28 protein-coding genes are annotated in these 26,108 nt (G+C 63.2%); 16 read left to right on the plus strand and 12 right to left on the minus strand.

Annotation, left to right across the window (positions count from 1 at the left end):
• Positions 1 to 205: 205 nt before the first annotated feature.
• Positions 206 to 433 carry a hypothetical protein gene (locus ACS5Q1_RS08400; protein ID WP_473097724.1) on the plus strand — a complete coding sequence of 76 codons (228 nt, stop codon included), beginning with the start codon at positions 206 to 208 and terminating at the stop codon, positions 431 to 433.
• Here ACS5Q1_RS08400 and ACS5Q1_RS08405 read toward each other — a convergent pair.
• Complete coding sequence (locus ACS5Q1_RS08405; protein WP_473097725.1) at positions 387 to 1,307, minus strand: phosphatidylglycerol lysyltransferase domain-containing protein; 921 nt, start codon at positions 1,305 to 1,307, stop codon at positions 387 to 389. The genes ACS5Q1_RS08400 and ACS5Q1_RS08405 overlap by 47 nt on opposite strands.
• Before the next feature lie 208 nt (positions 1,308 to 1,515).
• On the opposite strand from ACS5Q1_RS08405, the gene ACS5Q1_RS08410 reads away from it, so the two are divergent.
• The gene (locus ACS5Q1_RS08410; protein ID WP_473097726.1) at positions 1,516 to 2,007 is read left to right on the plus strand and encodes a hypothetical protein; all 492 of its coding nucleotides are present in this window, start codon (positions 1,516 to 1,518) and stop codon (positions 2,005 to 2,007) included.
• A 290-nt stretch (positions 2,008 to 2,297) separates the two neighbouring features.
• Here ACS5Q1_RS08410 and ACS5Q1_RS08415 read toward each other — a convergent pair.
• The 3 genes from ACS5Q1_RS08415 to ACS5Q1_RS08425 form a co-directional block, all read right to left on the minus strand.
• Positions 2,298 to 3,049, minus strand: a protein-coding gene (locus ACS5Q1_RS08415) for an IS5 family transposase (RefSeq protein WP_473097727.1) whose coding sequence is annotated in 2 segments (ribosomal slippage) — positions 2,298 to 2,719 and positions 2,719 to 3,049 — 753 coding nt in all. Because the reading frame shifts where the segments join, the coding sequence is not laid out codon by codon here.
• A gap of 132 nt (positions 3,050 to 3,181) precedes the next feature.
• Positions 3,182 to 4,534: a DUF5666 domain-containing protein gene (locus ACS5Q1_RS08420; protein ID WP_473097728.1), complete on the minus strand. Its 1,353-nt coding sequence runs from the start codon at positions 4,532 to 4,534 to the stop codon at positions 3,182 to 3,184.
• Positions 4,535 to 4,537: 3 nt separating this feature from the next.
• Positions 4,538 to 5,401 carry a DUF6502 family protein gene (locus ACS5Q1_RS08425; RefSeq protein WP_473097805.1) on the minus strand — a complete coding sequence of 288 codons (864 nt, stop codon included), beginning with the start codon at positions 5,399 to 5,401 and terminating at the stop codon, positions 4,538 to 4,540.
• A gap of 124 nt (positions 5,402 to 5,525) precedes the next feature.
• On the opposite strand from ACS5Q1_RS08425, the gene ACS5Q1_RS08430 reads away from it, so the two are divergent.
• Positions 5,526 to 6,332, plus strand: a complete 807-nt coding sequence (locus ACS5Q1_RS08430; protein ID WP_473097729.1) for a hypothetical protein — start codon at positions 5,526 to 5,528, stop codon at positions 6,330 to 6,332.
• 126 nt (positions 6,333 to 6,458) lie between these two features.
• Entirely contained in the window at positions 6,459 to 6,902 is a 444-nt protein-coding gene (locus ACS5Q1_RS08435) for a response regulator (protein WP_473097730.1), read from the plus strand.
• 217 nt (positions 6,903 to 7,119) lie between these two features.
• On the opposite strand, the gene ACS5Q1_RS08440 is transcribed toward ACS5Q1_RS08435, so the two are convergent.
• Positions 7,120 to 8,343: an MFS transporter gene (locus ACS5Q1_RS08440; RefSeq protein ID WP_473097731.1), complete on the minus strand. Its 1,224-nt coding sequence runs from the start codon at positions 8,341 to 8,343 to the stop codon at positions 7,120 to 7,122.
• Positions 8,344 to 8,351: 8 nt separating this feature from the next.
• Positions 8,352 to 9,671, minus strand: a complete 1,320-nt coding sequence (locus ACS5Q1_RS08445) for a tetratricopeptide repeat protein (protein ID WP_473097732.1) — start codon at positions 9,669 to 9,671, stop codon at positions 8,352 to 8,354.
• A gap of 129 nt (positions 9,672 to 9,800) precedes the next feature.
• On the opposite strand from ACS5Q1_RS08445, the gene ACS5Q1_RS08450 reads away from it, so the two are divergent.
• A complete protein-coding gene (locus tag ACS5Q1_RS08450; RefSeq protein ID WP_473097733.1) occupies positions 9,801 to 10,598 on the plus strand; it encodes an AraC family transcriptional regulator in 798 nt (265 codons plus the stop codon).
• Positions 10,599 to 10,718: 120 nt separating this feature from the next.
• Here the strand turns inward: ACS5Q1_RS08450 and ACS5Q1_RS08455 are convergent, their stop codons facing one another.
• The 3 genes from ACS5Q1_RS08455 to ACS5Q1_RS08465 all read right to left on the minus strand — a co-directional run bounded on the left by ACS5Q1_RS08455 (position 10,719) and on the right by ACS5Q1_RS08465 (position 13,365).
• Positions 10,719 to 11,426 carry a carbonic anhydrase family protein gene (locus tag ACS5Q1_RS08455; RefSeq protein WP_473097734.1) on the minus strand — a complete coding sequence of 236 codons (708 nt, stop codon included), beginning with the start codon at positions 11,424 to 11,426 and terminating at the stop codon, positions 10,719 to 10,721.
• A gap of 379 nt (positions 11,427 to 11,805) precedes the next feature.
• Complete coding sequence (locus ACS5Q1_RS08460; protein ID WP_473097806.1) at positions 11,806 to 12,885, minus strand: calcium:cation antiporter; 1,080 nt, start codon at positions 12,883 to 12,885, stop codon at positions 11,806 to 11,808.
• Between the two features lie 222 nt (positions 12,886 to 13,107).
• Positions 13,108 to 13,365 carry a hypothetical protein gene (locus ACS5Q1_RS08465; RefSeq protein WP_473097735.1) on the minus strand — a complete coding sequence of 86 codons (258 nt, stop codon included), beginning with the start codon at positions 13,363 to 13,365 and terminating at the stop codon, positions 13,108 to 13,110.
• Between the two features lie 550 nt (positions 13,366 to 13,915).
• Between ACS5Q1_RS08465 and ACS5Q1_RS08470 the strand changes: the two genes are divergently transcribed.
• Entirely contained in the window at positions 13,916 to 15,121 is a 1,206-nt protein-coding gene (locus tag ACS5Q1_RS08470; protein WP_473097736.1) for a M24 family metallopeptidase, read from the plus strand.
• Positions 15,122 to 15,340: 219 nt separating this feature from the next.
• On the opposite strand, the gene ACS5Q1_RS08475 is transcribed toward ACS5Q1_RS08470, so the two are convergent.
• On the minus strand, positions 15,341 to 15,550 hold the full coding sequence (locus tag ACS5Q1_RS08475; RefSeq protein ID WP_473097737.1) for a hypothetical protein: 210 nt from the start codon (positions 15,548 to 15,550) through the stop codon (positions 15,341 to 15,343).
• 1,294 nt (positions 15,551 to 16,844) lie between these two features.
• Here ACS5Q1_RS08475 and ACS5Q1_RS08480 point away from each other — a divergent pair.
• From ACS5Q1_RS08480 to ACS5Q1_RS08515, 8 genes are all read left to right on the plus strand, one after another.
• On the plus strand, positions 16,845 to 17,054 hold the full coding sequence (locus ACS5Q1_RS08480; protein WP_473097738.1) for a cold-shock protein: 210 nt from the start codon (positions 16,845 to 16,847) through the stop codon (positions 17,052 to 17,054).
• Between the two features lie 108 nt (positions 17,055 to 17,162).
• Positions 17,163 to 17,360: a hypothetical protein gene (locus ACS5Q1_RS08485; protein WP_203440756.1), complete on the plus strand. Its 198-nt coding sequence runs from the start codon at positions 17,163 to 17,165 to the stop codon at positions 17,358 to 17,360.
• A 35-nt stretch (positions 17,361 to 17,395) separates the two neighbouring features.
• Complete coding sequence (locus ACS5Q1_RS08490; protein ID WP_203440755.1) at positions 17,396 to 17,743, plus strand: DUF6481 family protein; 348 nt, start codon at positions 17,396 to 17,398, stop codon at positions 17,741 to 17,743.
• A gap of 33 nt (positions 17,744 to 17,776) precedes the next feature.
• Positions 17,777 to 17,971: a hypothetical protein gene (locus ACS5Q1_RS08495; RefSeq protein ID WP_203440754.1), complete on the plus strand. Its 195-nt coding sequence runs from the start codon at positions 17,777 to 17,779 to the stop codon at positions 17,969 to 17,971.
• 81 nt (positions 17,972 to 18,052) lie between these two features.
• Positions 18,053 to 18,355, plus strand: a complete 303-nt coding sequence (rpsU, locus tag ACS5Q1_RS08500; protein ID WP_473097739.1) for a 30S ribosomal protein S21 — start codon at positions 18,053 to 18,055, stop codon at positions 18,353 to 18,355.
• A 294-nt stretch (positions 18,356 to 18,649) separates the two neighbouring features.
• A complete protein-coding gene (locus ACS5Q1_RS08505; protein ID WP_203440752.1) occupies positions 18,650 to 19,369 on the plus strand; it encodes a lysophospholipid acyltransferase family protein in 720 nt (239 codons plus the stop codon).
• A 187-nt stretch (positions 19,370 to 19,556) separates the two neighbouring features.
• Positions 19,557 to 20,885 carry an IS5 family transposase gene (locus ACS5Q1_RS08510; RefSeq protein ID WP_473097740.1) on the plus strand — a complete coding sequence of 443 codons (1,329 nt, stop codon included), beginning with the start codon at positions 19,557 to 19,559 and terminating at the stop codon, positions 20,883 to 20,885.
• Positions 20,886 to 20,949: 64 nt separating this feature from the next.
• Positions 20,950 to 21,360: an IS66 family transposase gene (locus ACS5Q1_RS08515; RefSeq protein WP_473097741.1), complete on the plus strand. Its 411-nt coding sequence runs from the start codon at positions 20,950 to 20,952 to the stop codon at positions 21,358 to 21,360.
• Positions 21,361 to 21,546: 186 nt separating this feature from the next.
• Here the strand turns inward: ACS5Q1_RS08515 and ACS5Q1_RS08520 are convergent, their stop codons facing one another.
• Entirely contained in the window at positions 21,547 to 23,406 is a 1,860-nt protein-coding gene (locus tag ACS5Q1_RS08520; protein WP_473097742.1) for a S1C family serine protease, read from the minus strand.
• A 285-nt stretch (positions 23,407 to 23,691) separates the two neighbouring features.
• On the opposite strand from ACS5Q1_RS08520, the gene ACS5Q1_RS08525 reads away from it, so the two are divergent.
• Entirely contained in the window at positions 23,692 to 24,177 is a 486-nt protein-coding gene (locus tag ACS5Q1_RS08525) for a L,D-transpeptidase (protein ID WP_473097807.1), read from the plus strand.
• A gap of 326 nt (positions 24,178 to 24,503) precedes the next feature.
• A complete protein-coding gene (locus ACS5Q1_RS08530; RefSeq protein WP_473097743.1) occupies positions 24,504 to 24,746 on the plus strand; it encodes a hypothetical protein in 243 nt (80 codons plus the stop codon).
• 517 nt (positions 24,747 to 25,263) lie between these two features.
• On the opposite strand, the gene ACS5Q1_RS08535 is transcribed toward ACS5Q1_RS08530, so the two are convergent.
• Positions 25,264 to 26,028, minus strand: coding sequence for a FadR/GntR family transcriptional regulator (locus ACS5Q1_RS08535; protein ID WP_473097744.1), 765 nt, complete (start codon positions 26,026 to 26,028; stop codon positions 25,264 to 25,266).
• Positions 26,029 to 26,108 lie beyond the last annotated feature (80 nt).

Raw genomic sequence — 26,108 nt, forward strand, 5'->3', positions numbered from 1 at the left:
CGATCCGTGCACCAACGCTTCCTGCGGGTGATGCACCATCTCGGCATAATCGAGGGGCCGGTCGAGCCTCAGCCGCAGTCCGAGCCGGACTTCGTCACCATGTGGGTCCCGTCAACCCCCTGCGGCGGCCTCTGGTATCCGGCGAAGGACCTGTCGGAGCCGGATACCAGAGGCCGCCGGCGAGGTTCTCGGAGAGATCAGGGACGTGTTCGGTGCAGTCCTCGCCACGGTGACATCGGACAAGGACGGCTTCATCCTCTATCGCCTATCGAGCCTCGCCGTGAACGAGAGCGAAGCCCTCCTCGGAGGCGGCACGCCCGTCGGCCGGTGGCCGGCCGAGACCATCCCGCCGCGCCGCGCGAGCCTCTGCTGTGACGTCGAACGCGTCAATGCTCCCGTGCCGAATACAGGCTGTGCATCCGTACCGGCCTGAACGTCCGCTTCATCTGGGCCAGCCCGGCCCGACCGCTGTCCGAAAAGTCGTTGAAGTAGGCGATGTGGGGATGCTTCTTCATCAGATGGTAGCGTTGCAGATACGCGAGGCCCGGCAGGTCGTGGTCGGAGATGGTGATGAAGATGCTGCCGTATCTCTGGTTGATCGCTCCCCCGAATGTGAAGGCCCGGACGGCGCCGTTCACCTCGATGACCTGGCCGCTCAGCACATCGCTCGAGAAGACTTCCGCGTTCGCCAGGCATTCCTGGCTGTACCGGTAATAGGGACCGACCTTCACGCCGGCGTTGAGTAGGCCCTTGTACCATTTCTTCCTGAGCTTCATGCAGCCCTGCGCGTCCTCCTTCCAGAAATCCCGCACGACGACACTCGCGTTGTTGGCGTAGTGCGAGATCTTCCTGCGGAGCGCCTCATAGGAGCCGCCCCTCATCGCGAGAACGGCGGCGCAGTCGTAGATGTACTCGTCGCTGTGGAAGCGTATCTCGAGACCTTCCCGCGCGAGCGGCAGGGCGTCGCTTTCCTGGATCCGGATGATCCGGCCGGCCCGGTTGTGGTTGAAGTCTCGCATGCGCTCGAGGGCCCGCCGCAACGGGAGACGAGCGAAGGGAAACGGCGGGAGAAGGAGGCCCAGCCTGAGCTTCTCGTTGCGCTCCTGCAGCCTGTAGAGGAGGATCGATCCTTCGATCCGCTCGAACAACAGGGCCTGGCGAGGTTCGCTCACTCCCAGGAAATAGAGATACGGGAAGAAATAGCACCAGGAAACGGCTTCGTGCAGAGCGGCGGCGTTCGAGAAATCCGCGTAATGGCTCAGCTCGATCTTGTGCAAATCCGCCAATTCCTCTGGAATCCTGAGCATGCGCTGCTCTCCTCGATCCGCGGCGAGACATTGCGCCGTCGCGATCGTCGACGGCGCCGGAGGGCGGCCGGTCAGCCACGACATCAAGCTACAAGAATCGTCGCTCCTTCGTGAGATGGCATCCGGCGTACTCCTTTGGATTGACCCATGCCTGCCTTTTCGGGCGAGGGCGGCAGGACACGAGCCCGCCTGCCGAGACGACGCCATCATGCGCAACCGCGAGGGCCCCCGGACCGGTTCGCTCCTCGCCGCACGACGGGGCGGCCATGGACAGGATCCGTCACGGGTTTATCATGAGGCGCGCCCGCGAGCCTTGGTCCGCGAGCGTGAGTGGCCACCGGAGGCAGCGTCGAGCGTGGATCAGCAAGCGCAGAACCCGTCCGGATCCGGCCCGCCGATCGTGGTGGCAAACGCATCCACCTACGTACTGCCGCTGCTCGGCCGCTATCCTGAGGGCGAGGCCGTGCCTTACGGCATGGGAGGCGTCTACAACGCCACCGAGGAGCGTGCGAAGCTGAGAGCCTACCTGGGGGCGCCGGCGACGATCTATCTCGGCACCGAGGACGACGACCCAGAGGATTCCCAGTTGACCATGACCGTGGAGGCCCAGCGCCAAGGGGCGCGGCGCAAGGATCGCGGCGAGCGGACCTTTGCCCTCGGCCGGCGCCAAGCCTCCCGCCTAGGCTGCCGGTTCGGCTAGGAGCTGGTCTATGCCCCCGAGACCGGGCATTCGACGTCCGAGATGATCCATTCCATGTCGGTGATCCAGGCCCTCGAAGGCGGCGGATCGGCCTGATCCGACGTCGAGGATCACCGCTAATGGGATGATCCGGCCGTGCTCCTGCCCCGCTTGTTCGTAAGCTGTGGGGCTTCGAGTCACGCAAGGAGCATGTCCCATGTCACGGTCTTCTTTCTCTGCGGCGATCGCCACCCTCGGCATCGATCTGGGCAAGAACAGCTTCCATCTGGTCGGCTAAGGCTTGTGGGGATTTATCGTGAATTGATGACGGCGGCTGCGAGATAGATCATGGCGGAGAAGCTTTGGTCGGTTTTGTCGGCTCTCATGGCAATGCGCTTGAACTCTTTGAGCTTGCAGAAGAAGTTTTCGATGAGATGCCGCCATTTGTAGAGTTCGCGATCGAGCGGCAGGGGTCTTGCGCGTCTTGGGTGCTGAGAGATGACGATCTTGGCACCGCGCGCATCGAGATCGGCGATGATGGTATCGCTGTCAAAGGCCTTGTCGGCGATGAGACCACCGAAATCGATCCCGTCGATCAGCGGCTCGACGCCGACCGTGTCGAAGCGATGGCCGGGCAGGAGTTCGAAGCGCACGAGATTGCCGAGCGCGTCGGTCAACGCAAGGATCTTGGTGGTCATGCCGCCCTTGGAGCGGCCTATGGCCTGGCTCTCAGTCCCCCTTTTGCGCCTTGTCCGTGGCGGTGAACCTTGACGATGGTGGCGTCGACCATTGTGTATTCCCTGTCGGGTTCGTCCGAGCAGGCTTGGAAGAGCTTCACAAAGATATCGGCCTTGCGCCGGTCGCTGAAGCGGCGAAACGCCGTGCTCCAGTGCCCGAAATGCGCGGGCAGATCGCGCCATGGCGAGCCGGTGCGCACGATCCACAGCACGGCCTCCACGAAGCGGCGGTTGTCGCTGCCGCTGCGTCCGGGGTCGGTTGGCTTACCCAGACAATGCGGCTCCATCTTCGCCCACTGGGCATCCGTCAATACATAGCGATCCATCAAGAGCTTGAATCATAAGCCCAAACTCTCGTGAATCCCCACAGACCTTAGAACGTTTTTCGGCGAAGCGGATTCGGTTCGCCGAAAAATGCGGCAAAGAAAAGAGACGATTCCAAGCAAATGGAAGAATCTTTAGCGTCTTCCTTCGCCTCCGCCTCTGCCGTTGCCGCCGCCGTTCCCACCGCCATTGCCGCCACTATTTCCGTTGTCTCCACCGCCGCGGCCGTTGCCGCCGCCATTTCCATTGCCGCTACCGCCGCCACCGCTGTCTGCGCCCCCTTTGCCACCGCCACCGCCGTGATCGCCACCCCGACCGCCGCCGTGATTGCCTCCACCATTGGCGCTATTGCCGTTGCCGCCTCCACCGGAACGGTTGCCGGAAGAGCCGCTCTGATCGTCGCGCCCGCGTGCCGCACCAGGCGAGGAGTCGTTGCGGAGGGAGCGACCAGATCCAGGTTGCAGATCGCGTTGCGGCGAGGCTCCACGTCCCTGCGCATCGGCCGGCGTGTTGCGGGAATTGCCGGTATCCAGCCCTTGGCGCGGTCCGCTCGAGGGTGTCGGCTTTCCTTCGAGCGAGACACCCTCGATGCCGAGGCGCCCGCGCTGATCGGACACGACGGTTACCACCGCAGGAGCGTATGATCCGACGGGCAGAGCCGAGGAGGCGCTTCCAGCCACTTCGAGCCCCGAACCGAGGCGCAGCCCGCTGCGCGTCCGCTCGACATAGGCCTCGATCGAGAATCGCCGGACATTCCCACCGAGGAGATCCCGTTCCCGTGCCGCGCCGGCGACCTTGAGAGCGCCGTTGTCAATCGATCCCTCGAGCACAGCCCTGGCACCGACGAGCGCAGGATCGACTCCGGTCAGTCTCAATTGCTCGATCCTGAAGCTGCCGTCGCGCGATTTGGTCAAACGGCCGGCAACCCTGTCAGGGCCCCAATCCCTGCGCTCGATCAAGCTCGCAACGACGGTTCCATCCGGTCGCCGCAGGCCGAATACCGCCACGCGCTCGCCGCGCTGCCACTGACCTGCAACGCCGAGTGCTTCGAGAGAGACGGTCTGGCCGAGCACTTTCAGCGTCGTTCTGCCGGTCGTCTCGATCGGGCCGACAACTTCACTGGCGACATCGATCTGCCGTGTTGCCAGCCCGCCGTTGCGGGTCTCGGCAACCACCCGCACCACCTGACCGATCTTGAGGTCGGCAACGGCCCGAGGCTGCCCGTCGATCCGCACCGGCACGTCCGGCGCATAGTTCACGTGCAAGCCATTGACGATGATGCTGCCGAAGCCGCGGATCCGACCCATCATGCCCGTGCCGCCGATGCCTCGGTCGCCATCCTGACCATCTGAGATCACCCCAGTGCCGCCGATGCCGCGGTCCTGCGCACTCTGGCTCCGTGCCGTCTCCAGCGGAACGGCGAGCAGCGGCAGCGCGGCCAGCCAGCAGGCCGCTTTTCGTGCGATTGAAACGGCGTGATCCGTCACGTCCTAGCTTCCTTTATCGTTGCTCTTGGTGGACGTCTCTGCCGCCGCAGGGGGCGCAACCTCTTCGGAATAAACATAAACGCCGAAGTTCCATCGCCACTGACCGGGCGGTGCCTTGTCGCTGGCAGCGTGGGCTTCACGATTGAGCTGCTGAAGGGCTTCCATCGCAACCTCGCGCGAGCGTTGCTGAAGCTGCTCCGCCAGTTCCTTCGTCAGCCCGTCATAGTGGACGGCCCGTTCGAGGAATTGCGGCGATGAGGCTTCCACATTCGCGACCGCAGCGGCGATGTGATCGTGCAGGTTGCGCCCGAGATAGTAGAGCTGCTGATCGTCCCCGCCGCGCGGCACGTAGGCCGCCTCGACCAGAACGGCGCGATCGTCGGCGTCGAGCACGATCAGCTTGCGATCGAGCCACTCGTCCAGCACGGCGCGAGGCCGCACGTCGCGGGTCACCGAGGCGACGAGGCGCTCGAAGGATGGCTGCGGCGACTCGGCCATGCGTGGGAGGGGCAGGGGGCGGCCATCGCTGCCGGTGAATTCCGGATCCGCCAGCCAGCGGGCCAGAATCCGGCTCGTCTGGGAGACGGTCGCCGGCACCGTGTTGACGGGCGCTCCCGCCCCCCGCAGCCGGCGAACCTCCTTGCGATGGATGCCGGTGAGGAGGCTGACGCGGCTGTCCGTCTGTTCCTTGCCCTGGAGGGCGAAGTCGTACTCGGCGACGTTCACGTAGAGCTCACGCAGCAGTTCCGCCAGCATGGGAAACGTGATCCCGCTCCGGATCAGGAGGCGCACGAGCGGGCGCAGCAGCCTCGCCAGGGGGGCGTGCAGTTTGGCTGGTTCGAGAGAGCGGGGGGCATCGCCGGACATACCGACTAGGTAAGCGGATTGCATGTGGGAAGCAATCCCACGCGAAAGTTGACGTGGGAAATTTTCTCACGTAACTCTCGGGTAAGGGGCTCAAAGGCCCAATAATCTCTCGGAAGGAAGCTTCATGACACAACGTCTTGCTCTCACGGCTTCGGCTCTCGCCCTGGGTCTCGCTGTCAGCCTGCAGCCTCTGTCGCTCGATATGACCGCGCTCAAGCTTGAGAAGTCCCAGGCCCAGGCCAAGGGTGGCGATGGCGGCGGCAACGGTGGAGGAAATGGCGGCGGAAACGGCGGCGGTGGCGGCAACGGAGGAGGGAACGGCGGCGGCAATGGCGGTGGCAACTCTGGCGGCGGAAATTCCGGCGGCGGGGGCAATGGCGGTGGCCATGGAGGCGGTTCCGACGGCGGTTCGCGCGGCGGCGGCGGTGAGAGCTCCCGCGGAGGCGGCAGCGAGCGCAGCGGCCGCAGCTCCGGCCCCGGCGATGCATCCGCAAAGGGCCAGGAAAAGGGTCAGGCGCGGGCCGAGCAGGCGCGCAGCTCCACGCGCGAGGCCAAGGACACGAAAGTCTCCACCGAAGCGAAGCAGGCAGCCTCGAACGCCAGGACCATCGGTCTCGACACCGCCAAGCTCGGCCGCATGAATGCGGTCAATGCTTCGGCGACAGCCCGGCAGCACGCGGCGGCTCATTCGACGGTCGGCCTCATCGCGACCTACGAGAAGGCCCTGGCGCTGGGCAAGGGCACCGAGGATGAGATCACCGATGCCGAGATCACCGAGGCCGCCAAGGCTCTGGCCGCATTGTCGAAGGCCGGTGTGCCGGAGGAGCCCGTCGAGATCCTCAACGAGAAGCTCGGACTCGAGATCGATCCTGACGTGTTCGATCAGGTCATCGATGAGGCCCGGGACATCCAGGCCGCACGGCGGCGGTAAGCGAGCTGAACGTCCTGCCGCTCACGAGCGGCAGGACCCTTGTTGAAACCGACGACCCTGACCCGCATGGACGATTCCTCGGGTCAAGCGAGGCACACGTCGTCCATTCGAAACAGCGAGGCTCACATGCAGGGATCCATTCACCCGGTCGGGACCATCGCGAGGATTCCGATGCCTGATCAGCGGCAGCCCCGCGTGCTCATCGTCGAAGACGAGACCATGGTGTCGATGCTGATCGAAGACATGGTGTGCGATCTCGGAGGACACGTCGTCGGCTCAGCTGCCAATTTCGAACAGGCCATGACATTGGCGCTCGAGGCGGATTTCGATCTCGCCATCCTCGACATCAATGTGGATGGCCACGTGGTCTATCCCATTGCGGATGTCCTGCGTTATCGCAACATCCCGTTCATCTTCATGACAGGCTACGATTCCAGCGTCATTCCTCAGCGCTATCAGCACAATTGCGTGCTGTTGAAGCCGTTCTCGCATCAGGCCTTCAGTGACACCTTGTCCGAACTCTTACCCGGATCGTTGGCCGAGCCGACAGCGCAACTTCGCATGAGGTAGGAGGAAAGGCTTCTTCGTCATCATGACCTGACTGGGCCGAGGAATTGACCCGAGCAAAAGCAGTTGCCAGACGATGCGCAAAGGTCTGCTTACCTTTGCACTATGGAAATTCGGTTATGGTCGCAGACGTGCCCATTTTCAGACTCCATCCGGCAATCACGGTATTCGGAGCCGACATTGTCATGGGACAGCTGAAGGCCCTTGCGCATTGCGCGTCTCACCCGACCCTTCGACCGGTGCGGGACGATGCCGTGGCGACAAGAGTCATAATCGCTACCATGAGGGGCAGGAACGACACCCAGAGGACCGTGTCCCAGCCATAGGCCGTCAGCAGGCTGCCGGACGAGAAGGAGCCAAGGGCCATTGTCCCAAACACCAGGAAGTCGTTGAGTGACTGCACCCGCGTCCGTTCCTCGGGGCGGTGGCACTCCAGCACGAGGGCCGACGCGCCGACGAAGCCGAAGTTCCAGCCGACGCCGAGCAGGATCAGGGTGAGCCAGAAATGCGCCATGTCCACCCCCGTCAGCCCGATGGCGGCGGAGGCAGCGGTCAAGGCCAATCCGCCGGCTACCACGCCGGGTGCGCCGAAGCGCGTGATCAGCCGCCCGGTGAAGAAGCCCGGGCCGTACATTGCGATGATGTGCCATTGCAGGCCGAGGTTCGACGATTCCTGCGACAGGCCGCACAGGCGCATCGCCAAGGGAGCAGCTGTCATGATGAAGTTCATGAGCGTGTAGGAGACGACCCCGCAGATGACCGCGGTGATGAAACGGGGCTGGCGCACGATTTCGCCCAGCGGACGGCCGCCGGCCACCTCTGCCGCTGTCGGCATCGGCACCCGCACCCCGAGCAGGACGAGGGCGGACACGGCCGCGATGGCGGCCTGCGCCAGGAACGTCGCCGCGAACAGATATGGCTGCCACAGGTCCATGGTGTAGGTGACGAGCTGGGGACCGATGATTCCGGCAAACACTCCGCCGGCCATGACGGCGGACAATGCCCGCGGGCGTCGCTCCGGCGAAACGCAATCGGCGGCGGCGAAGCGAAACGACAGGACCACAGCGGCATAGGCCCCGCCGAAGAACGTGCCTAAGCAGAACAGCCAGAACGAGCCCAGCACGACCGCGAGGCCGGCGAGCAGTCCGGTGAGCACGCCACATCCCGTCCCCGTCAGGAATGCGGCGCGGCGGCCATGGCGCCGGGCGATGGCCCCGGCCGGCAGGGTGCAGGCCGCCATCCCGACCACAAAGATCGAGATCGGCAGCGTGGCGAGCGCCTTGCTGGGGGCGAGCATGTTGCCGACGATGGCGCCGGTGGCGTAGACGACCGCCGAGTTCGCCCCGGCGAGCGCCTGCGCGACCGCGAGCCTCAGGACATCGGCATCCCCGGAGCAGAGCGCGGGCACGAGTCCGGTCGCGGCATTGGCATCAGCATGTGACATGGGGATCCTCAGGCTGCGAGCAGGCCATGCCAGCGCGCGTCGCGCGGCGACGGGCGGCGGTGCAGGCGGCGGTCGAGAAGCTGAGTAGCTTTCACGGGTTCGCCGCTTCGCATCAGGGCCAGCAGCAGCATGTCCTCCATCATCTCACGCTGTGTGCCGCTGCCACCGATACGCACCACATCAACTGCGACAGGCTCGAGGATGCGGGCGCAGCCTGCGTAATCTTCCTCCGCGAACGCCAAGGCGGCACGGCAGATCGCCGGCACCACCGGCCCCGCGGGCAAGGCTCCGGTCTCAATCATCTCCATCAGGGCCTTCACACGCTCTTCGAGCGCAGCCTTGTCACCGGTCGCCGCGGCGATGAGGGCCATGTGGACGTCGGCAAACGCGAAGCCGGCCTTCTGGAAGTATCCGCTGGAGTAAGACGCCGCGTCCTGCCACAGCCCCGCCGGCACGGTGTGGCCATAGGCCTTGAGCCGCCACAGGAACGAGGCGGTGTCGCTGACCACGTTGACCGGCATCCCCGCCGTCACCGACGGCTGGATGTAGTCCGCGTAGATAGCCAGTGCGCTCTCGGGATCGCCACGCTCCAGCGCGCCGAGCGCCGAGTGCCAGGCGATGTGGCCATGCAGGATTCCCGAGCGGTCGTAGCCCGGCAGCCAGTCCGCGATCAGCCGCTCCGCCTCGTCGTGCGCGCCCCCCTCGTACATGGCATGCGAGAGGGCATGCGCCGCGTTGGCATTGTTCCTGCGCAGGTCGTAGCCGCGCTGCGTAAGCGCCCGGCCATGCGCGACATTGCCGTTCTCCGCGTGTGACCAGCCCCGGTAGGTGAGGAACCACCAGTCGTCGGCATCGTAGTGGCGGGCATGGCGTTCGCAGAGATCGACCCGCGCCTGGTCGTGGTCCGCCATGTCGGAGAAGGCGAAGAGCCCGAAGGCGCCAAGGGGCAGCGAGAGGATCAGCACATCCCGCGGCCAAGTCTCGGCATGGGCGAGCGCCCGCTCCAAGGCCTTGGCGGAGTTGCCATTGATGGCCAGCGACAGGATCGCCACATGGCTGCGCTCCCGCTCGGTCCCGCGCCGAGCAACGATCTCCTCCGCTGTCGCGATCCGCGCCTTGGCCTTGGCCAGCTCGGCCCGGATGGTGTGCATGCGGGCGCGGGCCGCGTGGGCGAGAGCGAAATCCGGATCGGCCGCAATGGCTTCGTCCAGGGCCTCGGCAGCGCCGGGCCAAGCGGAGAGGAGCAGGTCGACGCCCTCCCGGTAGCGGTCGGCCGCGCGGTCGGACGTCGTCGAGAGTGGCAGGCCACGGCTGTCGAGGCGGGTCATGGCAGGGTCCTCGGTCTGATATCGGGTGCGCATAGGCGCGTGCTTGGATTCTATATATTCGACCGCTGCTCGGCCGTCTTTTGACAGACTGCCAGATGGTGTAGAACAACTGCCATTCTGGAGGGCGATATGGCTTGGGAAACAATCGACGCACCGCCTGGGATGGCACCGCCCCAGCCAATGACCGTACGGGCGCAGTCTATCCCGGCGCGTCATTCCTTCCCGGAACATGCCCATCGCTGGAACCAGATGGTCTACGCAATCTCCGGCGTGCTGACGGTGGCCGTGGAGAGGCACTCCTTCGTGATCTCGCCGGAGCAGGCCGTCTGGCTGCCGACGGGCCTGCGGCACCGGGTCGGGTCCCTGCTCGGGGCGGAGTTCCGCAGCCTTTGGATTGCCGACGAGGCCGGGCGTGGCCTTCCAACGGCTCCAACCGTCTTCGGTGTTTCTCCGCTCCTGAAGGAGCTCATCGTCGAGGCCACCGCGATCGAGAGAGAGGAGGATCGTGACGGTTACGCTGGCCGTGTGACGAACCTGATCCTTGACCAACTCCGACGCGCACAGCCCCTGCCGGGCGCGCTCCCGTGGCCGCGCGGCGGATCGCACCTGATGGCGCTGTGCGAGGCGCTCTACGCGGATCCGGCCGACCGACGCGGGCCAAGGACATGGGGCGCGGAACTGGGGATGTCGGAGCGGACCCTAGCCCGCCGCTTCGAGGCGGAGGTGGGCATGAGCCTGCGCTCCTGGCGCCGGCGCCTGCGGCTGTTCAAGTCAATCGAGTTCATGGGCGGCGGCCTGGACGTGACGCGCACGGCGATGGAACTCGGCTACGGCTCGACATCGGCATTCGTGTACGCGTTCCGGACCGAGATGGGATGCAGCCCCCAGGCCTACATGCGCGGTCGTGGAGCGGATCGGTTCGAATGATCATCGCGGGTCAAAGGCAGAAGACAGCCGAGGATGCCTCAAGGTCCACTTACCTTCGCACCACGGAAATCCGGCTGAAGGCGCAGACGTGCCAGGGTCGGACGTTTATTCCGAGGACACTTATTCCATGAACGTGATGCGCCCGGTGGCGACGTCATGCATTGCCGCGACGATCTTGAGTTCACCCTGGGCGACCAAGTCACGAAGGACCTGGCTGTCCCCCTGAAGCCCTTGGGCGGCCAATCTGGCGTTGGTTGTCGCGACCTGCTGCACGAACTCCTTGTTCTTCGAGGTATGCTCCCCCGGGACGTTCCCGCTGGCCGCGATTGCCGGCTTGATGCGCTGGAGCAGATGGGTGAGCTTTCCGAGCTCCGCGCCATCGATGGCGCCCTTGACCGCGCCGCACTCGCTGTGCCCCAGTACGACGATCAGCTTCGCCCCGGCCAGCTTGGTCGCGAACTCTGCGCTGCCGACGACGTCATCCTCGGCGACATTGCCGGCGATGCGGGCACTGAAGATGTCACCGATGCGCTGGTCGAACACCAGCTCGGGCGGCACGCGGGAGTCGATGCAGCCGATGACCGCTGCGAAGGGATACTGCCCGCCGGCCGTCGCTCTGACTTGATCCAGGAGGTCGCAATTGCGCATGTTCCGCGACAGGAAGCGCTCGTTGCCGGCCTTGAGTTCCGCCAGCGCGTCATCGGGGTTCAGGGCCGCTTGTCGTTCGCGCGTCTGCACCGCGCATGCGTCGGCGGCAAGAGACCCGTCGAAGGCCGCGGTCGTGCCGACCAGGACTCCCGCGCAGCAAAAGTGTCGTCGTGACAACATCTCAACCTCCCTCTGCCAATCCCTGCCGTTGCATTGCCACCGGCAGCCCTTCCCATGACGTCCTCCCCGGCACGTCACCGGCAACGCCGGGGTGCCGCCCTGATCGGGATCCGATCCCCGGGATGTCGTGGATGGTCTTATGGCGGGAGGGGCGCCCAAGGCTGCGTTGCCTCCCTGCCTCGGATCTTGCGCAACCACGCGGTACGCAGCGACGTCGACAGGGATGTCGATGATGTCGATCAAAAATGGCCCGTCGCGAGCCGAAGTCGAACGCGGGATCCTTGCTTGTGGCGTCAGCATAATCCTTTGGGCTTCGCCTGTCAGCGGAACGATTGGACGGGATCGCCCCGCCGGAGATTCGCCACCCACCCAAGCGTTGTTACGGCACGACGGCGAGGAACAGGAATGCCGCGAAGATGACCAGGTGGACGGCGCCCTGGAGCACCGTGGTCCGGCCGGTCCCCAGCGTGATCACGCCAATGAAGAGCGTCAGCGCCAGCAGGAGGCTGTCCTTTTCGTCCAATCCAAGCTCCAGGGGCTGGTCCAGCATGATCGAGACGGCGGCGACCGCGGGGATCGTCAGGCCGATGGCCGCCAGGGCCGATCCGAGCGCCAGGTTGAGACTGGTCTGCAAGCGGTTGGCCCGGGCCGCCCTGAGCGCCGCCAGGCATTCGGGCAGCAACACCACGGCCGCGATGATGATCCCCATCACGGCCTCGGGCACGCCGAGCCAGGCGATTCCCACCTCCAGCGTCGGCGTCAGGGACTTGGCGAGCGCCACGACGGCCACCAGAGAAACGATCAGCAGGCCGGTGCTGATCGCGGCTGTCTGGTTCGAGGGCGGTGGGGCGTGCGCCTCCTCGTCGCCGGCCTCGGGCGGGAGAAAGTAGTCGCGGTGCCGCACGGTCTGGATGAAGACGAACGCGCCGTACAGCACCAGGGACACTACCCCTTCGAACACGAGCTGCGGGGTGCTGAACGCCGGACCGGGCATGCTCGACACGAGGTTCGGCAGAACCAACGAGAGGGTGGTGAGCGCCGCCAGGACGGCCAACGCGGCGCTGGCGCCGTGGACCTGAAAGCCCTGTTCGTGATGGCGGGCACCGCCCCAGAGCAGGCACAGGCCGACGATGCCGTTCATCACGATCATGACGCCGGAGAAGACCGTGTCCCGGGCCAGCCCGGCCTTTTCGCCGGGCGCCGCAACCATGACGGACACGATGAGGGCCACCTCGATCACCGTCACGGCGACGGCCAGAACCAGCGTGCCGAACGGCTCGCCCGTCCGGTGGGCGACGACCTCGGCGTGGTACACGGCCGCGAACACGGTGGCGATGAGGACGGCTCCTGCCACTGCTGCCATAGGGCCGCCCGACCCCACGAAGAGCGCCGTCAGGAGGATGGCCCAGGCCACGCCGGGCCATGTCCACGCCCACCACGGCATCCGTTCCGCTGCCATGCCGAAACCAGCCTCGCTCGTCCTGCCAAGGAGGCCATCATGGGGCGGCGGCAGTCGGAAGTGAGGCAAGGATACCGATCGATATCGAACGTCCCCTTGGGGTTTGGGCGCGTCGATCTCGTATTCGTGCGCGGGCCTGCACATGGCAGGTCCGATCCGTCCAAGACCCCGTTGCTGTCGAGTGGAGAGGCTCGATTCTGCCGGACACGTCAAAATGGCAGCTCAGCGCCGGCCCACCCGATTGACCGGGCCGCCACGATTCATCGGTGTTCCGGGCCGCACCCCTACACCCGGGGCGCCGACGCCCGGCGTCGCCACGGCCCGTGCGATCGGTCGCGGCCGCAACACGACGCCAGGCCGTGCGACGCAGCCGACCGGATAATTGACGTATTGGCAGTAAACCACGGCACGGGCCTCTTCGGTGCTTGCGACCAGGAACCCGCCCATGAGTGCCGATAATGCGATCGGAAGAAGCTTCATCTCTGCCACCTTTCACTCCGTCTTCGTTCTCTCACTATGAGAGTGCGGATCTGGTCCTCGACGGCGTCAGGCCGACCTCCATCCTGGCAAACGTCGGTCCACATCCGCCTGCGATGCACCGTCAATGCGATTGCCGCCCGCGTCCGCGCCAGCCGCAATCGGCAAGTCTTGCAAACTGCAGCGCGTTACCGGATGGCGCGCCGCTCGCGCGCATGATCGAAGTGAAATTTAGCCTTCCCATTCCATGATGCTTGATCGATCAGGACATGACGTTGACAGTTTGGGTCAGCGGAAGGTTCCTACGGTTCGTGGACTTCGGTTCCGTGCCAGCTCCAGACCTTCGCTCTGCGATCACGATGCTGCTTCCTGTCGTGGCGTGAGCTGGTCTCCAGCTGCTTTTCCGGGTTGGGCCTCCTGCTCGACGGCATCAACCTTATGGATGGCTCAGCAAAGAGTCGGCGATCGCATCTGGACGAGGTGCGGAGTATTCCAATCGTGGCAGTTGTGATACGCTCGCGCCAAGGTGCCGTGGCAGCATCGGGAGAAGTCGATGACCTCCGAGAACGCCTCCAACACGCCTTCTGACCGGGGCGTTCCTCCCTTCAATCATCAGCAGCTTGATACGTTGATGGAGGCGGCAGGCCTCGACGTGCTGATCGTCACGTCAAAGCACAACGTTCAATACATGTTGGGCGGCTATCGCTTCTTCATGTTCGACTACATGGATGCGATCGGATTGAGCCGCTATCTTCCCATCTTCATCTACTGCCGCGGGCGCCCCGAGGCGAGTGCCTACATCGCCAACCCGCACGAAATATTCGAGCAAGAGCTGGGGCGTTTCTGGGTTCCCAACGTTCAGGCAGCGGCGCGGACAACAACCGATGCCATGCAGCTATGCGTCGACCATCTTCGTCGGCTCGGATGTTCCCTGAACCGGATTGGGATCGAGGCAGGTTTTCTGCCTGCCGATGCCTATCTCGTCCTGAAGGATGCGACGCCAGGAAGCGAGATCGTGGATGCGGTCTTCACGCTCGAGCGCCTGCGGGCTGTGAAGACGGAGGCGGAATTGCAGTTGCTGCGGCAGGCATCCGAAGGCGTCGTCGACGCCATGCTCGCAGTCTTTTCGACCGTGCGTCCAGGCCAGACCAAACGCGAAGTCGTTGAAGCCCTTCGGCGCGAGGAGACCGTCCGGGGACTGCTCTTCGAATACTGCTTGGTCACTGCTGGGAAGAGCCTCAACCGTGCCCCGTCGGATCAGGTTCTCGAAGAGGGCGATATCATGTCGCTGGACTCCGGCGGCAACTACCGGGGCTATATCGGCGATCTCTGCCGCATGGGCATCTTGGGTGAGCCTGATGCCGAGCTCCGTGAACTGCTGGAGCAGATCGATGAGGTCCAGCACGCAGCGCGCAAACCTCTTCGGGATGGGGTGCTCGGTGCAGAGATCTATGCAGCGGTCGAGCCGTTGATGCCGCGGCTGACTGCCGGAAAGGCGAGCTTTGTCGCGCACGGCATGGGCCTGATCAGCCATGAGGCGCCTCGGCTGACTGCAAATAGCCCGTGGCCTTGTTCGGCCTTCGACCGGGACCGTCCTCTCCCAGCGGGCATGGTCATCTCGATCGAGACAACGCTCCAGCACCCGCAGCGAGGTTTCATCAAGCTGGAGGACACGGTCGCCGTCACGGTCAACGGACATGAGCCTTATGGAGACGGTGGCCGCGGCTGGAACCGTGCGGAGTCGGGCCGGCCGACGTAAGGGCCCGCCCTGTCACCCCGATGCTCCACTCTTTGAAGAGCGCATCGTTGAGTGCGGAAAACCGGGTCCACTTTTCCGCACGATGCGCTAGGGCTGGATAAGACCAAGCCAGCTTGCATATCAGCGCGAAGATCTAAAACGGATCAAAGGCGGAAGACGGCCGGGGATGCGTCAAGGTCCGTCGATGGCTTGTTTTCGAAACCCTTGCGGTCCTTCTCCTCAAATCTCTCCACCGCCCTCAAACCACCATTCCCGCACGTCCCAGCCATAGCGTTCCTCGCGCTGGATGTGGTTGAGAGGGAAGACGCATTCGTCGTGCCGCCCGTGGAGAGAGCGGCCACGAGACGTCTTGGCGGCTGGATGATGATCCTCCGGGATGATGGCGCGTTGTGCTTGTCGATTGCCCAAGGACGCGGGTGCGACGTCCACTCGGTAGCCCACCTGCCTCTCAGCCTTGCCTCGCCTTGGCTAGGGCGTTGCGACCGTATTTGGCGTCATGGGCCGCCCGGCATTCCCATGCCTTTGCGTTGGCCGCGAAATCCGCTGCCCACATGGCATCGATCTTGGCCTTGAGCCAGGCTTCGCGGATATCGCTTCGATACGTGTAGGCGCGAAACGCTCCTTCTGCGGTGCTGTGTCCATGGCTTGCTGCATGTCCTTGAGGTCTGTCTCGGCGAGCTGTTCCTCCAGTTTCATCTGCCGCTCAGCGGCGGTGCCCATTGTGCGCTCGCACCCTATTGGGCGAAGCGGTTGAAGAAGACCCCCCTTCCGCGCCTTTCAGGCGTCGCGCCGCGGCGAAATCGGCTGCCGCCTGATCGGCGCCCGTGTCGTGCTCGAGGGGCTTGCGTCTTCTATCTCGAAGGGCACGCCGAAATCTGAGCTTGCGCGTTGACGGCTATGCCGTCTCCATCAATGTCCGAGGTTTCTCGGGGCACGTGCAAAACTCGGCCCGTCCGTCGAACGCGAGGATGGGGCGGGGCCGTTCCGTCCCACCGCCGATGCCGCTCACTCTCGCTCACGATGTAGAACAGAAAAGCCGGAATGCGAATGCACACCTTAGCTGTTCACCTGTTCGGTCTCGATCGTTTACCCAATCTGCTCAAGAATGATCGCTCGAATTTCTTCGCGCGTGAGACTGGTCTGTTGGGGTTGCCAGGGCGTGCGCGCCTTGCTTGGCTGTTTCTTCGGTGTGGGCTGGGGGAGGGCCTTTGCCGGTTTCGTATGAGGGGTTGTGTACATGGTATCCTTGAGCGGCTTTGGCTTTGGGCCGTGTCGCTGTCATTGATTGTTGCTGAGGTCGCATGCAGTGCAAAGCGACGGATCCGCTGCGGGATTTCACGCAGCGACCAAACTTCAAAGGTGCGGAAAGCAGGCTCGGCGCTCGATCATGAGCTTCAGAGAGCAGGCCGAACATGTCGGTTGGATCGATATAATATGAATGACTTTCCAGCGGATTGCAAGTTAAGCGATCGAAAATTCTGGAAAAGCCGAAACTCAAACATGATTGAGCTGCCAAATTACTGCTCGATTACACTTGTATTTGCCCTAAGCCGGCACTAGATAAAGGCTATCGACATTTGGCCGGACAATCGGGCTGCTACGCCTTGGCCTACCAGGCGCACGTTCAGACACTCTTCCCAAACATCGACGAACCCGAGTGTGAGGTCGTGCGACAGCACGCCCTTTGCTCACGTGCACACCAAGCCTAACCAAGGATATTCCCATGATTACGGGCACCGTTAAGTTCTATAACGATCAAAAAGGCTTCGGCTTCATCCAGCCGGACGATGGCAGCAAGGACGTGTTCGTTCACGCCACCGCTCTTGAGCGCGCCGGCATCCGCGGTCTGCGTGAAGGCCAGAAGGTTTCCTTCGACACCGCTGAGGATCGCCGCTCCGGCAAGGTTGCCGTCAATAACCTTCAGGCGGAATAAGAATGCCAGGGCACTTCAATTAAGTGCCACTGCGAGCCGCTCCCGGGTGGAGCGGCTTTTTTCTTTTCGACAGGCCAATGTCCCACTGGCCAGACTGGTGAGAGAACCATGTATACGTTTCGGAAGAACCCCGCCAAATCGGTGATGTTCGTGGTCGATTACGACGACGCTCGCCGCGCCTATCTCTGGATCGACAATCCGGAAAAGGCCTCCGATGCGCGCGCTGTCGAAATGACGGCCCGGGCACAGCAGGAGCAGGGCACTCTTCCTGAAGGCAATATCACCAGCATCCGGCGTGTCCGATAACCGGCACTCCAAGTTCCATAAGATTGACAGGTGACATGAAGCAAAAAGATTTCGGCGAGCGAATTCAGGCGTCTCAGAGTGCGAAGCAGGCCATGTTGGCAAAGTTCCGTCAGCGGCCCGACGCAGACGATCCGGCTGTGGCCGAACGGCGTCTGGCCCGAGCCGCTTTGAGCGCAGCGCGCGATGTTCGTCTCGCTGAACGCGCAGCAAAGCGCGTTGAAGAAGAAGCGCGCCTCGCCGCCATGCGGGAAGCCCACGCGGCGGATCAAGCGGTGCAGGAGCAGCGCGCAAAGGCGGAGCAGGAGGCAAACGATGCCAGACTCGAAGCGGAGCGCAAGGCTGCCCGCGATGCTCGCTATGCCGCCCGCAAGGCACGAAAGTAAGCTGCGCCTCTTCAGCAGCAGGGAGAGTGACTGATGTCTCATAAATTCAAACTCCGGCAGATGGTCCGCCTGGCGCATCCGGGATTCTCCGACGCCCGACTGAGCGCTGCCGGCATCTACGAGGTCGTGCGGCTCATGCCGGCCGATCCGAGCGGAGAGGTCTCGTACCGGATCAAGTCCGGAGCGGTCGAGCGGGCTGTGCGCGAGAGCGAAATTCGAAGCACGTAAGCCCTTCTGAGCACATCCTTTGCCGATCCACCCGCATGTGCCGTGGTGGAGTAAAGCCAACGATTAGAGAAAGGACATCCCTTGCAGGTTCTCGTACGCGACAACAATGTCGATCAGGCTCTCAGAGTTCTCAAGAAGAAGATGCAGCGCGAAGGAATCTTTCGCGAAATGAAAGCGCGGAAGGCTTACGAGAAGCCGTCCGAGCGCAAGACGCGCGAGAAGGCGGAAGCTGTGCGCCGCAATCGCAAGCTCGCCCGCAAGCAGGCCATTCGGGAAGGGCTGATTGCAGCTCCCAAGCCCAAGCCGCGCTTTGCCGGAGCGCGCAGGCCGGCGGCGGTTCCGAGTGTTGCCCCGCCCACAGAGACGACGGACGCGAAGGTCTGACGAGGCCAAAGTAGCAAAGCCGACGATTCTTTTTCCAACTCGGCAAGCGCCGCCGCTTTCCTGTGGCGGCGCTGCATGGTCCTTGCCCGCGCTCATCGATGTCCGGCAGCAGCGGCCTAGAGCATCGGACCCAAAAGTGGACTCCACTTTTGGGATTGATCCGATGCTCAATCCCTTAAGTGGCGCATCGTCTACGCGGAAAACCGGGGCCACTTTTCCGCACGATGCGCTAAGAGCACCGAGCCTTTTCATTTCTCGATTACACCACACGCAATTTTAAAGAAGCCATTTGCCGTGCAGCGCGCCCGCTCAATTCTGTTCGATATTCTTCTGACCGTCTGGACCGGGCTTTTCGCCCCCGCTTTGGCGGTCCTGTGGCTGCTCGGCTCTCCTGAACGCGGGGTCCGGATGACGTCCCGGTTATGGGCGCGCGGCATTCTCGTCAGCCTGAAATGGCTTGTCGGCCTGACCTATGCCGAACGCGGGCGGAGCAATATTCCCGACGAGCCATGCCTGATCATCGCCAATCACCAGTCCACATGGGAGACGCTGGCGTTCCTGATCCTGGTTCCGAACGTGGCCATCGTCGCGAAGCAGGAGCTGCTGACGATCCCCGTCGTGTCGTGGTTCCTGCGCAAGTCGCCGATGATCCTGATCGACCGGGAAGGCGGTTCGAAAGCGATCCGGAAGATGATCGACGAAAGCCGGGCCGCTCTCGCCGAGGGCCGCTCCGTGCTGATCTTTCCGGAGGGAACCCGAAAGTCGGTGAGCCAGCCGGTCGAATTCAAGCGCGGCGTGGAGTTGCTTTACACGAGGCTCGACCGAAAGGTCCTTCCGGTGGCTTTGAACTCAGGCCTGTTCTGGGGGCCTGACCGTGACTACAAGCGTGCTGGTACGATCTCGATCTCTTATCTCGATCCAATCGAGCCAGGGCTTTCCGGACGCGAGTTCATCCGCAAGGCGGAACACCTCCTCGAGATCGAGAGGAAGCAGTCGTGGTCACTGGCAGCCTGAGTAAACAGCGGTGAATTGATGCCTCGAAAAGGTACGCTGGGGCTCTCGCTTAAAACCGTTGATCTACTCTACTTCGTCGGCCCTGAATAACCCACAACTTATTGGGACAGAAGGATTCTTCGTCTTCGCGAAGCATTGTAAAATGCCGGCTCCTGGGTGCTGACCCGCTCAAAGCCGGTGTTTTGCTATGGGACCCAAGCCGACGCTGCCGAGTTCCGGCGATCTCTACCGCAGCCGCCTCGATCAGATCCTCGACCACCGTCACGAGCTGTATCGGCTCGCCGCTCTCATCGACTGGCACCGCTTCGATGAGGAGTTCGGCCGCTTCTATCGTCCGCTCGGACGACCCGCGAAGCCGACGCGCCTGATGGTCGGGCTGTCGTATCTCCAGCACACCTTCAACCTCTCCGATGAGGCGGTGGTGCAGCGCTGGATCGAGAACCCGTATTACCAGTGGTTCTGTGGCTGCGAGTATTTTCAGCATGAGCTGCCCTGTGATCCCAGCTCGCTCACCCGCTGGCGCAAGCGGCTCGGACCCGACGGACTGGAGAAGCTGCTGGCGGCCACCATCCAGGCCGGGCTGGAGAGCGGCGCGGTGCGGTCGTCGAGCCTGGAGCGGATCAGCGTCGACACCACGGTACAGCCCAAGGCGATCACTCATCCGACCGACGCCAAGCTCTATCTCAAGGCGTTGCAGGCTTTGGTACGACAGGCCAAGCGGCACGGCCTCGAGCTGCGGCAGGCCCACACGCGCCTGGCCAAACGCGCCGCCGTACAGGTCGGTCGCTATGCCCATGCCCGTCAGATGCGGCGCATGCGCCGCGAACTGAAGCGGCTGAAGACCTATTTGGGCCGTGTCTACCGCGATGTCGCCAGGAAAGTCGCCGGGGATGAGGTTCTCTCACGCCGGTTTGCTCCTCTGCTCGGCCTCATAGAGCGCCTGCTGGTGCAGGAGCGCACGAGCAAGAACAAGCTCTACAGCCTGCATGCGCCCGAGGTGGTGTGCATCGCCAAAGGCAAGGCACATCGGCCGTACGAGTTCGGCTCGAAGGTCGCACTGGCGGTGACCAACCGCGAAGGCTTCGTGCTCGCCTCCAAATCGCTCGAGGGCAATCCGTATGACGGCCATACGTTGGATGCCACCATCAACCAAGTGATCGCCATGACCGGCATCGAGCCGGAGCGGACTTATGTCGACCAGGGCTATCGCGGGCATGACTACGCCAAGACGGATCGGGTCTTTATCACGCGACAGCGGCGGGGGCTGACGCCGACGATCAAGCGCGAACTGCGACGCCGATCGGCGATCGAGCCGATGATCGGGCACATGAAGGCTGACGGGCGACTGGGACGCAATCACCTGCTCGGAGTTGCGGGCGACGCCATGAATGCACTGCTCGTGGCGGCCGGGCACAATCTCAGACTGATCCTGAACTGGCTCAGGCTTTTTGTCGCCTGGCTCCTGGCAGCCCTGATCAGTTCATCTGCGCAATCGGATACTTCTCAGGTCGCCTGAAATCCAGCGCCAGCCTCGTGCAGCCGCATTATTCAGGGGCGACTAGATTGCAGCGGCAGGGTTGGTGGCGTGCTCGGCTAAGTCAGAAAGCCCTGCCCCGGGCGGGGAGAGGGCCTTCCGGCGGCAGTTCAACCGGATCTTTGGCCAGCGCATGGGCGACAAGGAACTCGATGAGGTGCTGGCACGCCTGGCGCGGCGCAAGGGCGAACTGCTGCAGGTGCTCGAGCATCCCGAGATCCCGCTGCATACCAATGCGTCCGAGAACTACCTGCGGGCGTGCGTGATCAAGCGCAAGATCTCCGGCGGCACGATGAGCGCCTATGGGCGCCTGGCACGGGATGTGATGCTGGGGCTTTCGAAGACCTGCCGCAAGCTCGGCCTGTCGTTCTTCACCTATCTCGGGGATCGTCTCGGACTGAACATAGGTCAGCCGAAGATCACGCCGCTCTCTGACCTTGTCATCCGGTCAGCTTGAGGCTTGGCCCCCTAATTTGCCCCGCTTACCCCCAGACCGAAAGAGTTAACTGTGGTTAACTATCTGAGAAATCTGTCTTCATGTTGGGAAAGAGAAGTCATTTTGCTCATCACTTCTGCTACTGATGATCACGATAACAATGATCTCTCACTCCCGATAACTACCAACGATCGTGGGGCTAGCATCTCAGTCACATCGGACGAACACGCTGATGCTGCTGGCTACATCAGCCAGATCGGGCGGCGAGAGGCGTGACGCATTAGAGGCAGCCGGAAGCTCGACCCGGGTGCTCTCCAGGAACGTGGTCAGCGCCCCTGCCTTGATGGCGAAGTTCACATTCTGGGGCACATCTCCAATGGCAACCACCGTCTTGAGGGCGTTGAGCTTGGATGTCACCACGCCGACGACATTGCCATTCTCATCCAGCAGCGGCCCACCGCTGTTCCCCGGCTGAACGGGCGTCGAGATCTGGAGAAAGCGGGTATCGTCCCCGATACCTGCCAGTGCGGTCACGTTGCCGAGGGTAAAGTTGCCGGAACTCGCCAGGACGCTGTTGAGCGGGAAACCAAAGGCAGCGACTGCTTCCCCGAGACGAACGCCTGCTCGGACAGTCGCGAACTTGTCCGTCGATTGGTCGGCCTTCAGCAGTGCCAAGTCGTTGGTCGTGTCACGGGCCAGGATCCTTGCCGGAAGGGGCGAGCCGTTGGAAGGCTTGATCTGGACAGAAGCGCAACCTTCAATCACGTGGTTGTTCGTGACGACATGTCCCTCCCGGGTGACGAAAAAGCCTGTCCCCGAGGACGCACGTTTTTCCTCTTTGGGAGCCGGGCTTGGCGCGACAGGCGTGGGCCGCGCGACCGCGACACTTTCCGGCCGAGGGGCCGGGGCACTCCTCGGGATATATCCCTCCTCCTCGAGGTGCTTGCGCAAGGCCACCGGAAACTCGATGGTGCGCTCCATCCCGTCCGGACAGGACCCGCCCACCTTCGCCACCGTGCATTCGGTCAGGGGCCAATCGGTGCCTCGGTCGTATAGGGGCAGCATGCGGTTCCAGGCATCGTCGAACTCGCCCACGACGGCTTTTGTCGCCACCCAGGCAGCGAGAAACCCGTTGGATCGCCACAGGCTCGGCTCCCGGCTGGCGAGATACTCGATCCGGTAGAGCTCCTGGCGCATGTAGGTCCGGAAGCTTGGATGCGCCGTCACGTCGACGAGACGATCGCCCGTGAGCTTTGAGATGCTCTCCGGCGCCCAGGATCCGGCATACGGAGCGAAATTGTAGAGGAAGCTCTGGTCGACGCTGAGCAGTTCGGCTGCCCCATCGCCATCGATGTCATCGAAGGTGTAGCCACCATCCCCGTCGATGGTCTTGCCTTGGACAACGCGCCACTCGGTGCCAATCTTCGTGGCGATCATGGTCACGGTGCAGCAATGCGCGCCGCCCCAGAAGGACGAGAAGACCACCTGCGGCTCTGGGCTGGCGGGGTCGAGGCGTACGACGGCGACCTCGGCGTTCGGCACCTCGTTCGAGCTTTCCTCAAGGCGCGCCGTGAAGGCAAGACGGCCGTTCGCGTAGCCGGAGAGGACCGGGAAGCGCCCGCTCTCCTTCCCGCTTGCAAGGCTCGAGACGTTGAGAACCAGTTCGCCGGAGCGCAGACTGACCTGTTTCGAGCCATCGTACTTTGCCTGGATAAGAGGCTTGAAGGTCGAGGGCTTCCAGACCTCGGCAACGTATCCCTGGCCCTTGGTGATGACCGTATCGCCTGGGATCTCGCCCGCCCGGACCAAAGCCTCCTTGTAAGCCCGCGGGTTCGGGATCCGCTCAGGTCCAGCGACGATGGCGTACCACCCGTTCGTCGCCTGCATGACCCTCACGGTCGGAAAGCGCCAGCGGTAGGCGTGGGCGACACCGATGGCTTCATCAAGGCTCTGCCGGCTCGCCAAAGCAACCCAGCGAGCATCACCCGAGAGCGTGAAGGAATTCGCCAAAGCTGATGAACCGAACGCACAAATTGCAACGCTAGCGGCAATGGAAACAAGACGCATGACACCCCCCGACAGCCGCCACTCAGCCAACCCACTGCCAACGTGTCAACTCAGAACAACTACGGAGACGACCTTGCCTGCTCTAGTACGACGAGTTGCTGTCCCGCCAGAAATGAGCAGCATTGGGAACCTTAGCCGTTTCCGGCCGTCATCTTAGGGATGTGCTTGATAAGGGACGCGGCCGGCCCGGGGAGACCGCCAATGCGAGAATGGATCACCTGCGCTTGCCTCCTCGGAGCCCTTATCCTGCCCGTTCGCGCTGCGAGCGCGGAGGTATCCATCTTGGTGAACAAGACAACCCAGCGCATGACTGTTTCCGTCGATGGTGTCGAACGCTACTCGTGGTCTGTCTCGACGGGAGCGAGCGACTACTCCACGCCCACAGGAGCATTCGCGCCCTCGCGCCTGGCCCGAGAACACTATTCCCGAGAGTGGGACAACGCGCCCATGCCGCACTCGATCTTTTTCACGGATGCCGGGCACGCCATCCATGGCAGCCGCGCGACGGGCCGTCTGGGATCGCCAGCCTCACACGGCTGCATTCGGCTGTCGCCGGCGAATGCCCGCATTCTTTTCAATCTCGTACAGGCCGAAGGATCCGCCAATACCAAGATCGAAGTCACTGGCTTCGACCCAATCGGAACGGCCATCGTCAGCGAGGACGGAACTCGGATCGACTACCGCCGGCTGACCAACTTTAATCCGCTCACCCAGGGGATCATAGCTGGGGACGGCTCGGCCCGGCGGCCTGAGATCCCTAGGCAGCCATGACTGTATCGTCGGCCCGGTTGTGAGGCCGAAGCCCAAGACTGCCCCGAGATCATTGACATTGATGGAAGGCTCAGCCGTTGCAATGTCCATGGCGAGCTCAAGTCACTTGGTGAAAAGGCATGCGGCCGCGGCTCCTGAATGTCACCGCGCATGCCCACTCCAGAGGTGGCCGTCTCCAGCAAAATTCTCTGCAAGCTGATCCGAAGGGTGTGAGTGTCAGGAGGGCGGGATTTCCCCGCATTCCACAGATTAGAACAAACAGTGAACTTTCCGATGGCGGCCAGAACTCGGAATCAGTAGTTTCGGGATCTCCGAAGGAGGTGACGATGACCGATCAGGTTGAGACCGCGTGGGACACGGATCAGATGGAAGCTGATGTCACAGCCGTAATCGAAGCCTGCGGTGGGGATCCACGAACAGCCATCAAGGCCCTTCTCGTCGAGCAGCACATCCAAGAGCAACGTATCGAACGTCTCGCCGCAGCCCTGTCGTTCGGGTACGTCCGTGGGCGGACCGGGGTGACGCCGATCCGGGGTCGCTCCAGCCATCGTGGAATCACCGGATCATGATGATCGCGTGGCTTGGTACCGCCATCGGCTGAAGCAAATGAGAAACCTCGAGGCGAGCCTATGCGACACGGTCATTCGAGAAAGTCCAGGCGTCTCATGACTCCGGCAATCGCCGACAGGCTCCTGGAGTCCCTGCGGCCGGCGCGCCATCTCCAAGGCGACGCTCCGCTGGTGTCGTAGTGGCACAGGCGGCCAGAAAGAGCGTACAGGAAACGGCCGCCACAGCTTTTCCGGAGATCACGGTGAGGCCCTCCTCGTGCGGTTCGTCCATTCCCTGCATGAAACTGGCAGGGCGAGGCAGCAAGGCAAGGGTGAGCCTAGCTCCCCTGGATGTCGGCCCGTAGGAGAATAAGGAGGTAGAGCACGCGAAAGCAGAGTCCGCTCACGCCACCAATGCAGAAGTTCGGCGTACTTCCGGAACGTGCCACAAGCCGACCTTGTCGCCGAGCCGCGTCAGGTTCAAGCTTCATCAAAAGCAGCGCTCTGAAATCGAGCCTTGGGCCGGCTTTCCTGTTCACTAGTCCTGATTTGAACGACCTCGTCTCGCACAGCATTCGACTCTGGCGAGACTTCTGTTCCTCTCGAGCATCGTCGCCATGCTCTTGCGAGCCGCTTCACCATCGCGACATGCGATCGCCTCGGCGACAAGAATGTGCCCCTGGCGAGTCACTGGGTCGTTATACTGGCGCCTCACACCGAAGTCGTAGGATACGTGTAGCATTGTTACGATAATTTGGCGGAGCTGCCGCATCACCTGATTCTGGGTCGCGTCGAGAATGGTGACGTGGAAGCGGCAGTCGGCTTCGAAGAGTGTCTGCACATCGTCCGCTTCAGGATGAATGGCGTAGGCGGCATCAAGGATAGTTCCGACCTGTGCCTCGGTCGCCCGCTCTGCCGCGAGTGCGGCCGCGGCAGGTTCCATGATGCAACGGAATTCCGTCGTCTCGGCGAAGATCCGGCGCATCCTGGGGTGGTCGCGGCGGTGCCAGCGGACCACGTCTCCGTCGAGGAGGTTCCAATCCTCGACCGGAAGCACTCGTGTGCCGTAGCGGCGTGCGGTCCTCACCAGCCCCTTTCCCGATAGCACCTTGATCGCGTCCCGCACCGTCGCACGGCTCACCCCGAGAGATGCCGCGAGTTCCGGCTCGGTCGGGATGGGGCGGTCCGGCGAGAACGTGTCGTCCGCGATCCAACGGCCGATCAAGTCGACCGTGCGGCGGGCAACACCGGTCGGAAGGGAGGTCGTGAAAGCCATCGGTGTTCGCGCATCGGGATAGGCCATAGCGATATCCCTTTACATATGATCTAGAAAGCTGCAAGCTACCCTTCGCAAAGAATGGCTCTTGGGCATCCACCTCGAGA

It is taken from the genome of Microvirga sp. GN3 (genome assembly GCF_055792825.1).

Bases quoted from the DNA above. Each gene is read 5' to 3' on its own strand.
- ACS5Q1_RS08405 (WP_473097725.1), bottom strand. From the start codon at position 1,307: ATGCTCAGGATTCCAGAGGAATTGGCGGATTTGCACAAGATCGAGCTG.
- ACS5Q1_RS08410 (WP_473097726.1), top strand. From the start codon at position 1,516: ATGCGCAACCGCGAGGGCCCCCGGACCGGTTCGCTCCTCGCCGCACGA.
- ACS5Q1_RS08425 (WP_473097805.1), bottom strand. From the start codon at position 5,401: ATGTCCGGCGATGCCCCCCGCTCTCTCGAACCAGCCAAACTGCACGCC.
- ACS5Q1_RS08430 (WP_473097729.1), top strand. From the start codon at position 5,526: ATGACACAACGTCTTGCTCTCACGGCTTCGGCTCTCGCCCTGGGTCTC.
- ACS5Q1_RS08435 (WP_473097730.1), top strand. From the start codon at position 6,459: ATGCAGGGATCCATTCACCCGGTCGGGACCATCGCGAGGATTCCGATG.
- ACS5Q1_RS08440 (WP_473097731.1), bottom strand. From the start codon at position 8,343: ATGTCACATGCTGATGCCAATGCCGCGACCGGACTCGTGCCCGCGCTC.
- ACS5Q1_RS08445 (WP_473097732.1), bottom strand. From the start codon at position 9,671: ATGACCCGCCTCGACAGCCGTGGCCTGCCACTCTCGACGACGTCCGAC.
- ACS5Q1_RS08450 (WP_473097733.1), top strand. From the start codon at position 9,801: ATGGCTTGGGAAACAATCGACGCACCGCCTGGGATGGCACCGCCCCAG.
- ACS5Q1_RS08455 (WP_473097734.1), bottom strand. From the start codon at position 11,426: ATGTTGTCACGACGACACTTTTGCTGCGCGGGAGTCCTGGTCGGCACG.
- ACS5Q1_RS08460 (WP_473097806.1), bottom strand. From the start codon at position 12,885: ATGGCAGCGGAACGGATGCCGTGGTGGGCGTGGACATGGCCCGGCGTG.
- ACS5Q1_RS08465 (WP_473097735.1), bottom strand. From the start codon at position 13,365: ATGAAGCTTCTTCCGATCGCATTATCGGCACTCATGGGCGGGTTCCTG.
- ACS5Q1_RS08470 (WP_473097736.1), top strand. From the start codon at position 13,916: ATGACCTCCGAGAACGCCTCCAACACGCCTTCTGACCGGGGCGTTCCT.
- ACS5Q1_RS08480 (WP_473097738.1), top strand. From the start codon at position 16,845: ATGATTACGGGCACCGTTAAGTTCTATAACGATCAAAAAGGCTTCGGC.
- ACS5Q1_RS08485 (WP_203440756.1), top strand. From the start codon at position 17,163: ATGTATACGTTTCGGAAGAACCCCGCCAAATCGGTGATGTTCGTGGTC.
- ACS5Q1_RS08490 (WP_203440755.1), top strand. From the start codon at position 17,396: ATGAAGCAAAAAGATTTCGGCGAGCGAATTCAGGCGTCTCAGAGTGCG.
- ACS5Q1_RS08495 (WP_203440754.1), top strand. From the start codon at position 17,777: ATGTCTCATAAATTCAAACTCCGGCAGATGGTCCGCCTGGCGCATCCG.
- ACS5Q1_RS08510 (WP_473097740.1), top strand. From the start codon at position 19,557: ATGGGACCCAAGCCGACGCTGCCGAGTTCCGGCGATCTCTACCGCAGC.
- ACS5Q1_RS08520 (WP_473097742.1), bottom strand. From the start codon at position 23,406: ATGCGTCTTGTTTCCATTGCCGCTAGCGTTGCAATTTGTGCGTTCGGT.
- ACS5Q1_RS08530 (WP_473097743.1), top strand. From the start codon at position 24,504: ATGACCGATCAGGTTGAGACCGCGTGGGACACGGATCAGATGGAAGCT.
- ACS5Q1_RS08535 (WP_473097744.1), bottom strand. From the start codon at position 26,028: ATGGCCTATCCCGATGCGCGAACACCGATGGCTTTCACGACCTCCCTT.